The sequence below is a fragment of the Synechococcus sp. CS-205 genome (assembly GCF_025128255.1).
In the GTDB taxonomy this organism is placed as follows: Bacteria; Cyanobacteriota; Cyanobacteriia; order PCC-6307; family Cyanobiaceae; genus Regnicoccus_A.
The window spans coordinates 22099-29150 of the sequence record NZ_JAHLZB010000019.1 but is presented as its reverse complement, the minus strand read 5'-3'; the positions used below and the strand labels follow the sequence as shown (position 1 = coordinate 29150).

General features: G+C 65.5%; 10 protein-coding genes. 3 read left to right on the top strand and 7 right to left on the bottom strand.

What is annotated here, in order from left to right:
• Positions 1-199: 199 nt before the first annotated feature.
• From KQ297_RS04295 to KQ297_RS04265, 7 genes are all read right to left on the bottom strand, one after another.
• Positions 200-1627, bottom strand: coding sequence for a sensor histidine kinase KdpD (locus tag KQ297_RS04295; protein WP_259738332.1), 1428 nt, complete (start codon positions 1625-1627; stop codon positions 200-202).
• A 1206-nt stretch (positions 1628-2833) separates the two neighbouring features.
• On the bottom strand, positions 2834-3484 hold the full coding sequence (locus tag KQ297_RS04290; RefSeq protein WP_259738331.1) for a prepilin-type N-terminal cleavage/methylation domain-containing protein: 651 nt from the start codon (positions 3482-3484) through the stop codon (positions 2834-2836).
• Between the two features lie 5 nt (positions 3485-3489).
• On the bottom strand, positions 3490-4026 hold the full coding sequence (locus KQ297_RS04285) for a GspH/FimT family protein (protein WP_259738330.1): 537 nt from the start codon (positions 4024-4026) through the stop codon (positions 3490-3492).
• Entirely contained in the window at positions 4023-4442 is a 420-nt protein-coding gene (locus KQ297_RS04280) for a hypothetical protein (RefSeq protein WP_259738329.1), read from the bottom strand. The genes KQ297_RS04285 and KQ297_RS04280 overlap by 4 nt, the downstream gene beginning before the upstream one ends.
• Positions 4439-4969: a hypothetical protein gene (locus KQ297_RS04275; RefSeq protein ID WP_259738328.1), complete on the bottom strand. Its 531-nt coding sequence runs from the start codon at positions 4967-4969 to the stop codon at positions 4439-4441. Before KQ297_RS04275 ends, KQ297_RS04280 begins: the two co-directional genes overlap by 4 nt.
• A 193-nt stretch (positions 4970-5162) precedes the next feature.
• Positions 5163-5357, bottom strand: a complete 195-nt coding sequence (locus KQ297_RS04270) for a hypothetical protein (RefSeq protein ID WP_259738327.1) — start codon at positions 5355-5357, stop codon at positions 5163-5165.
• A gap of 14 nt (positions 5358-5371) precedes the next feature.
• Positions 5372-6001: a Uma2 family endonuclease gene (locus tag KQ297_RS04265; RefSeq protein ID WP_259738326.1), complete on the bottom strand. Its 630-nt coding sequence runs from the start codon at positions 5999-6001 to the stop codon at positions 5372-5374.
• A gap of 91 nt (positions 6002-6092) precedes the next feature.
• Between KQ297_RS04265 and KQ297_RS04260 the strand changes: the two genes are divergently transcribed.
• The 3 genes from KQ297_RS04260 to KQ297_RS04250 all read left to right on the top strand — a co-directional run bounded on the left by KQ297_RS04260 (position 6093) and on the right by KQ297_RS04250 (position 7030).
• The gene (locus KQ297_RS04260; RefSeq protein WP_185466331.1) at positions 6093-6287 is read left to right on the top strand and encodes a type II toxin-antitoxin system VapB family antitoxin; all 195 of its coding nucleotides are present in this window, start codon (positions 6093-6095) and stop codon (positions 6285-6287) included.
• Positions 6288-6360: 73 nt separating this feature from the next.
• Entirely contained in the window at positions 6361-6594 is a 234-nt protein-coding gene (locus tag KQ297_RS04255) for a FitA-like ribbon-helix-helix domain-containing protein (protein ID WP_259738325.1), read from the top strand.
• Positions 6584-7030 (top strand): type II toxin-antitoxin system VapC family toxin, encoded by a 447-nt coding sequence (locus KQ297_RS04250; RefSeq protein WP_259738324.1) that lies wholly within the window; start codon positions 6584-6586, stop codon positions 7028-7030. The genes KQ297_RS04255 and KQ297_RS04250 overlap by 11 nt, the downstream gene beginning before the upstream one ends.
• The last annotated feature ends 22 nt before the right edge of the window (positions 7031-7052 follow it).

The window sequence follows — 7052 nt, the reverse complement described above, 5'->3', positions numbered from 1 at the left end:
TGAGATGCCCTCACTGCTGCCCAGCGACTGAGCAGCGCTCCCGGCACCGGAGGTATCAGCAGAGCAGATCTGCTGCCTCGCTTGATGACCATGGCAGCCACAATGCTGTGACTCAGCATCTCGCCCCCTGAATGGGTACACAAGAAGTTCGAGCGTCCCGGCGAGCCCACCCGGATGCAGACCATGCTCGTTGTCGGCTTCATGCTGGTGCAGAGCGAGCAGAAGAACTGAACTGCACCCGCTCCAATACCAGCTGGAAGTCGGCCCCGCCACCGGGGGCGTCCACCAACCGCACCTCACCACCCATGCGGCGCATCAGCAGCCGCACCATCGCAAGGCCGATACCGCTTCCACTGGCATTGGCCTCAGAGGAGCCCCGAACGAAATGCTCGAAGATGCGCTCCCGCTCCGGGAGGGGTACACCGAGGCCGTGGTCGAGCACGTGCAACACCGCCTTGCTAGCAGTGGTGGAGCTGAACAGCTCGATCGGGGTGCCCTGCGGCGTGTACTTGAGCGCGTTCTCCACCAGGTTGGTGAGGCACTCCTGAAGCCTCTCGCTGTCGCCCAGGCCGAGCGGAGGTGATCTTTCACCCGGGGCGCGAAGCCGCAGGCGTGCATCGGCCAGGGGCTCAAGTCGCTCGAAAGCCACCAGCAGGGCATCGTCGAGATCGAGTTGATCGCGGACTAGCCGAAGGCGACCGGCCTCCTCTCGGGCGATGTCGAGCAACTCGCTCACCAGCCGGCCCATGCGCCTGGCTTCGCTCACAATCAGCTCCAGTTCGAGGCCGCCGTCAAGGGGACTGCCCTGGCGCTTCAAGCTCTGCGCGTAGCCGCTGATCAGGGTGATCGGTGTGCGCAGTTCGTGGGCCACCCCATCCACGAAGGCCTGCTGCCGCTTGCGTCCAGCAGCCAAGCGATCCAGCAAGGCGTTGAAGGCCGCCACGATCGGCTGCAGTTCCTGCGGCTGCCCACTGGCGGACAGCCGTGCCTGCTCCAACCGCTCGACATCGATCCGTCTCAGCTGGGTGCTGAGCTGATCCAGCGGCAGCAACGTGCGATGAAACACCAACCGCAGCAAGGCGCTTGTGAGCAGGGACGCAAGCCCTGCAGCGGCCAACAGCAGCAACAGCACAGTGTTGAGACGCTCCTCATCGGCCGTGATGTCTTCCACCACCACCAAGGCTGCAGGCCGCCCAGAGAAACTAAGCGCCTTGCTGCTGCACAGAAACTGGCTCTTGCCGACAGACAAGCTCACCAAGGGGGTGCCCACAAGGCACCGCTTTTCGGCTTTACCCACCAGCTCCGGCAGTGGCACCGGAAGAGGAACGCTGGCGTTGGGGCGAGGCCAGCGATAGGGACGCCCCGGCTTCAGCTCCAGCCACAGCAGCCGGCCTGGAGACAAGACCTCATCCAGCTTGGACTGGAATTCCGCAGGGCCAGCACTGGGGGAGAGCTCCGCCAGGTCCTGACGGACCAGGTCAGCGGCCTTTTGAAGGCGCTGGGCTCGAGATCGACTCAGCAATTCACGCTGCACCAGAACCAAAAGGGCAAGACCGGCAAGCACCGCCAGCAGGCTGCTGGTCTGCAAGCGGCGACGCAATGATGCACTGGGGAGGTTTGGCTTCATTGGCCCACCGGGCACAGGAAGGCCCCATCGACAGGATTGAGTGTTGCCGTAACCCGCCTCTGGCGCAACAAGATGGCCATCAGGTCCCTGGCCCCGAATCGTCCTGGCGGAATCGGCTGCCCGAGCGACTCCACCCAGTACTTGATCCGATGCATTGGAAAGCGCTCGCTCAGGGAGCTATCAGCTGCCATCAGGACATAGCTGTTGCTGGAGGGTCGCAAACGCACAAACCTGGCCTCACTGACATATCTGAGTGAGCCCAGGCGCAGGGCTAAGCCCAAGGGAGCGGCGTGAAGACATTCGATCTTGAGGGGGATTACCGGCAGAGCACGGTTGATCTGCCCTTCCATCATCCCTCCTTCGGCACTTGAACACACCTGGGGCGGTGAAAAGAAGATCTGGTGAGAGCAGGACTAAGGGGACGGGTTCCGACCGTCCCTGACGTCACTTCAGCATCGTTGGCAATCAAGGGAACCCAATTTGTGGTGTTTAACCCCAGGACAGCGGCTGGGGGCTGGGGGCTGGGGGTGCCGGAGCAGCAACGTCGTTCAAGACCATACAGACGTTCTTGTACCAGTCGTCGGCTGCATTCCAACTGACCTGGGGCCCAACCCCACAAGTTATCGGCGATTCCTCTCTCTTTTGAATTCACTAATCACCTGAACGGAACGATGCCGGATTCAGCCACATCGCTTGCCTCGCGGTTGGTTGTGCTCCTGGAAAGCTGCCGCCGGCATCCCAGAGAAAATGAGGCAGGCGATCTGGGTTATACCTGATTCGTCGAGACCTGGTTGAGTAGCGTCAGCAGCAGCTTGCTTCCCATTGGCTAAGCAGTGGATCGGATGTCGCTTCAAATACTTAACACCGAAGACAGGACTTCTAGCTCAGAGCATCACAGCCGCATTGGGCATTTAGTGCTGTATTGCGCATCATCTTCTGGGATGGGGTCCTCTGCTTGCAGAGCGGCTTGCATCAGACCGCAGACACCGTCAGGGGTTCAACGCAAGAGCCCATCAAGGGATCAGCATCACTACCACGTTTTCTGCGAAAGCCCAGTAACGATTGTTATGACAATACCTTGCCAAGGCTTCAGAAATTAAGAGCTTTTCCTGACGATTCTGGGACAGATTTTCTGTCTCCTGTCAGTTGATCGTTCAACTCCCGTGGCGATGGATCAAGTGTCGAACAGTGGCTCTGCCTCTACCCTCAACCCGCCCCTGCCACCAGCTCACTGCGCACCCGCTGCAGCGGACCGCCGCCGTCGGCGAAACTCTGCTCCAGCCGCATGGCCACCAGCTGGGTTGCCGGATCCAGGCAGGCGGAGAAGGGCAAGACTGAGGAGCTGTTCATCTCCTGGGCACCGCTCAAGCCGCCACAACCCGTCCAGGCATTGGGCTGGGCCGCCAGGCCATCGAGCACCACGCGGCTCTGCGCTGCCGTGCCGTCTTCGATGCGCCCCTCCAGTCCGTAGGCCGGTCCGCAGCGCACCAGCACCTGGCCGCGCCAGATCCCGCTCGGTGGCGCCCCCACCGAATAGGTGATCAGCTGGCCCTGGCGCTGGAGTTGCAGCACCACCCGCCGTCCGGAGGTTCCGCAGCTCACCGGTAACGAGGCCGGCTCATTCACCACGTCCGTCGCCCCCTCCAGATCAGCCCGGATCAGGGCCAGGGCACGCCGCTGGTAGGTGCGCTCCCGCACCACCCGGGAGAACTGCCGTGCGTTACGCCCCTCCCCCAGCAGCGCCTGCACCACCACACCGCAGACCAGCAGGCCCAGGGCCATGGCCAGCAGCAACTCCACCAGCCCGAAACCTGCGTTGCGCTGCCGAAGCGTTCTCTGAACCGTGGTGATCGTCATCAGCGTCAAAGGGTTGGGTCAGGGCTGCAGGCCGTGCTGTCGGGGCGGCCGCCGGCAGCGCCGCCATAGCGGCCGAGGCGCACCACTCCCAGGGGCAGGGCCATCACCAGGCAGCGGCGCAGCTCGGTGCCGGCACTGGTGAGCACCACCGTGCCCCCGTCCAGCACCAAGCCGTTGCTGCTGAAGCGCAGGGTGTCAGGGAGGTTGTGGTTCAGCTCGATCGAGCCGTTCTCCACCCCTTCCCCCAGGGCCATCGCCGCCCGCTCGCAACCGATCAGCGATCCACTGGATGGGGCCTGCCAGCCTCCTGGTGCAAGGCTCAGGCCACAGGGGCGTCCCAGCCGTTCCGCCTCCGCACGGCCCCGCTCGATCCCCAGCACCAGCCGCCGGGTGGCCACCTCAAGCCGCTGCCGCGCCATCGATTCGCCCCCGGCCTGAATCGCCAGCCCTGCCATTACCAGCAGCACCGACACCCCCACCAGCAGCTCGGTGAGGGAAAAGCCCTGAGCGGCGACCCTTGACCCGTTGAATCGCCTGGTCATGGCCTGCACAGGCCATGGGCCGCCGGAGCGAACAGGCGTTTGCGCTCGATGCCATCGGCCGTCGCCGTCAGCCAGAGGGCACCGGCTCCTTCCGTCTCAGCCGCTTCTGGCGTCAGCACGATTCCTGCAGGCAGGGAGGAACGGGCGGTGCTGAGCTGCAGGCCCATCCATTCCGCCGCATTGGCGCAGCTCATCGGCACCTCCGCTCCTGCGGCCCCCGCCGCCTCCACTTGCGCAGCGGCCGCCAGGCGCATCGCCCGCTCCCGCTGCAACAGCTCCATGTCGATCTGGCGCAGGAGCTCCTGCCGTTGCTGGGCGCGATGGTTCCAGGCCAGGGCCGATCCCCACAGCTTCACTGAACCGTTCGCCGCCAGGGCGAACACCACCGACGACACCATCACCTCCACCAGCGTCATCGCCCCATCCCCCGCAGGCTCGCCACGCGCAGGGGCTGTGGGGCCTCCCCCGCCAGCTCCAGCGCATACAACCGCTGCACAGCCCCCTGGCTCAGTTCCAGCCGCAGTTCACCCGGACGGCCTGTGGCGCCGGGCACCCCAGGTGTCCACGACACCAGCCGGTAGTCGTTCTCTCCCACCCGTCCGCTCAGCAGAGGCGCTGGATCAAGCCCTGCCCCGCAACCGGGCACCGGCGCAATCCAGGCACTGGAGGCCAGGGGCAACAGGCAGGCGTGCTCACCGCTCAAGCTGCTCGCCACCTGCTCCGCCGCCGACGCCAGGGCGTCCTCCAGCCGCCGCTGCTCCAGCTCCGCCGCCGCCAGCCGGCTGCCCTGCAGCGCCACCGTCTGCACCGACAGCGCACTCAGCATCAACACCAGCGACACCCCGAAGGCCAGCGGCAACAGAAAACCCTGCTCACCCTCCGGCGCCTGTCTGCGCCAGATCCCCAGGGCCCGACAGCTTCTCACCGTCCATGGAACCGCCATCGACGGACTCCTCACTCCACGACCCCCCAAGCGTTCCCAGCCAGGGTGTGGCGCCACATCCGATTCAGGCGTGGCGGAGCGAAGGCTTCAACAAACGTTGCACAGGTGCGATCAGCACATCCACAAGCGCAGCCCTTCTGGCGGTTGCAGCGCCATTGCTGCATGTGTCGCCGGGCTCAGCAGCTCAGTGGCATCAGCGAGCGCCCGCCGGCTTGCGGCCCTCGGCGGTTCCGAGTCTGTCCCACTGAATTTCAGGCTCAACCAGATCGGTGGCCAGCGGAAGATCGGCCGTGTCCCAGGGGCGCAGGCGTTCCCAGATCGGCAGCTCGCACTGCCGCAGCACCAGCAGCAGTCCAGGTCGCTGCCCACACCGGCATCGCTGTGGCATGGAACAGGCCCTGCTCAAACGTCCCAGATCGGAGCCAGCTCCAACACCAGGCCCGCGAACAGCTCTCCACCATCGAGCTTCTTGGCGTCGTCGAGGCGCTCAGGGGTAGAGGCGGCCCCAGTGCGCCAGATCTCCACAGCCCTCTCTTCGGGCAGCAACAACCAGCCCAGCTGAGCCCCATTGGCCTGGTAGGCGTCCATCTTCTGGCGGAGCGCACTGACGCCACGGGGCCCTTCGTCGGACGCGCTGGCCAGTTCCACCACCAGATCGGGGCAGAGGGGCGCAAAGCCACGGCGCTGCTCGGGGGTGAGCGCCTGCCACCGATCCAGATGCACCAGCGAGGCATCGGGGCTCAGCACCGAGCCATCGGGCAGGCGAAATCCGCTGGAGCTGTCGAACGCTTTCATGGGCAGGCCACTCCGGCGAACCGCCCACCAGAGCAACGCCCCAAGGGCCTGGTTGCGGGCGCCGGCTTCGCTGCCGGTGGGGGTCATGGCAATGACGCGGCCATCGGCCATCAGTTCGAGCACCGCATCGGGATTGGCCTGGCACACCAGCTCGAACTGATCGGGGTTGAGCCGTAGCTCCCAGGGCAGCTGCAGCGGTTGCAGGGCCGCAGATGGGAGTGGCTGGGCCAGCGTCATGAAGCTTCCCACTGCTGACCCCCACCGTAACGACATCGCTCGGCCCGGGCTGTCAGGGTTTAAGTCCCACGTCTCGGCGGCTGAATCGGGCATGCGCACCACCCTCACCCTCGACGACGATCTGCTCGCTCAGGCCGGAAAACTCAGCGGCATCAAGGAGAGCACCCAGCTGATCCGCGAGGCCCTCAAGGCCCTGATCGAGCGGGAACGCTCACGCCGGCTGGTCCCCATGGGCGGCTCGGAAACCCAGATCGGACCACCCCCGCGCCACCGCCAGCTCTACTGAGTCAGCCTTACCGAGTCAGCCCTACCGAGTCAGCTGGTCGCTATCATTGCTTGATAGCAATTCCAGAGGCGCCATGGCGCAGCTCCTGATTCGGCAGCTGGATGATCAGGTGGTGGCCGCACTCAGGGCTCGCGCCCGGGCCCAGGGCCTCTCCCTGGAACAGAGCCTTCGCGACCTCCTCTCCGCCGCAGTCCAGCAGGATGAGTCCCTCAAAGGGGAGCTGGCTCGCCTGCGGGCCACCACACCGGCAGCGGGCCGCAGCCTTGACGTGGCGGCCCTGATCCGCGAGGACCGGGATGCCCGCTGAATCAGGTCCCTGGGTGGTGGACGCTTCGGTGGCCTTCGCCTGGTTTGCCGCCGTGCCGGGCTCCGAGCAGGCCGCCCGGTTGCTCGACGGCGGACCCGCCACCCTGCGACTGGCACCCGACCTGGTGCTGGTGGAACTGCTGAACGCGGGCTGGAAAAGTCTTCGGCTGGGGGCGATCACCTCCGAGCAGTTCGAGGTGTTGGCGACTCGAGCCGCCGAACCGTTCAGCCGCCTGATCCCCTCCACCGCACTGTTGGCTCGTGCCGCGCACTGGTGCCTGGAGCTTGATCACCCCGCCTATGACTGCCTTTACGTGGCCCTCGCCGAACAGGAGCGGGCCACCCTGATCACGGCGGATCAGCGACTGCTGCGCAAGCTCCAGCAGCCGCTGCCGGGTCTTCCTGCTGCGCTTGATCTGGCCTGCCTCACGGATTGAGCGGCAGGCCCACGGATTAAGC

What these genes read in the sequence shown, in the direction of transcription:
- KQ297_RS04295 (WP_259738332.1), bottom strand. Translation starts at nt 1,627, where the DNA reads ATGAAGCCAAACCTCCCCAGTGCATCATTGCGTCGCCGCTTGCAGACC.
- KQ297_RS04290 (WP_259738331.1), bottom strand. Translation starts at nt 3,484, where the DNA reads ATGACGATCACCACGGTTCAGAGAACGCTTCGGCAGCGCAACGCAGGT.
- KQ297_RS04285 (WP_259738330.1), bottom strand. Translation starts at nt 4,026, where the DNA reads ATGACCAGGCGATTCAACGGGTCAAGGGTCGCCGCTCAGGGCTTTTCC.
- KQ297_RS04280 (WP_259738329.1), bottom strand. Translation starts at nt 4,442, where the DNA reads ATGACGCTGGTGGAGGTGATGGTGTCGTCGGTGGTGTTCGCCCTGGCG.
- KQ297_RS04275 (WP_259738328.1), bottom strand. Translation starts at nt 4,969, where the DNA reads ATGGCGGTTCCATGGACGGTGAGAAGCTGTCGGGCCCTGGGGATCTGG.
- KQ297_RS04270 (WP_259738327.1), bottom strand. Translation starts at nt 5,357, where the DNA reads ATGCCACAGCGATGCCGGTGTGGGCAGCGACCTGGACTGCTGCTGGTG.
- KQ297_RS04265 (WP_259738326.1), bottom strand. Translation starts at nt 6,001, where the DNA reads ATGACGCTGGCCCAGCCACTCCCATCTGCGGCCCTGCAACCGCTGCAG.
- KQ297_RS04260 (WP_185466331.1), top strand. Translation starts at nt 6,093, where the DNA reads ATGCGCACCACCCTCACCCTCGACGACGATCTGCTCGCTCAGGCCGGA.
- KQ297_RS04255 (WP_259738325.1), top strand. Translation starts at nt 6,361, where the DNA reads ATGGCGCAGCTCCTGATTCGGCAGCTGGATGATCAGGTGGTGGCCGCA.
- KQ297_RS04250 (WP_259738324.1), top strand. Translation starts at nt 6,584, where the DNA reads ATGCCCGCTGAATCAGGTCCCTGGGTGGTGGACGCTTCGGTGGCCTTC.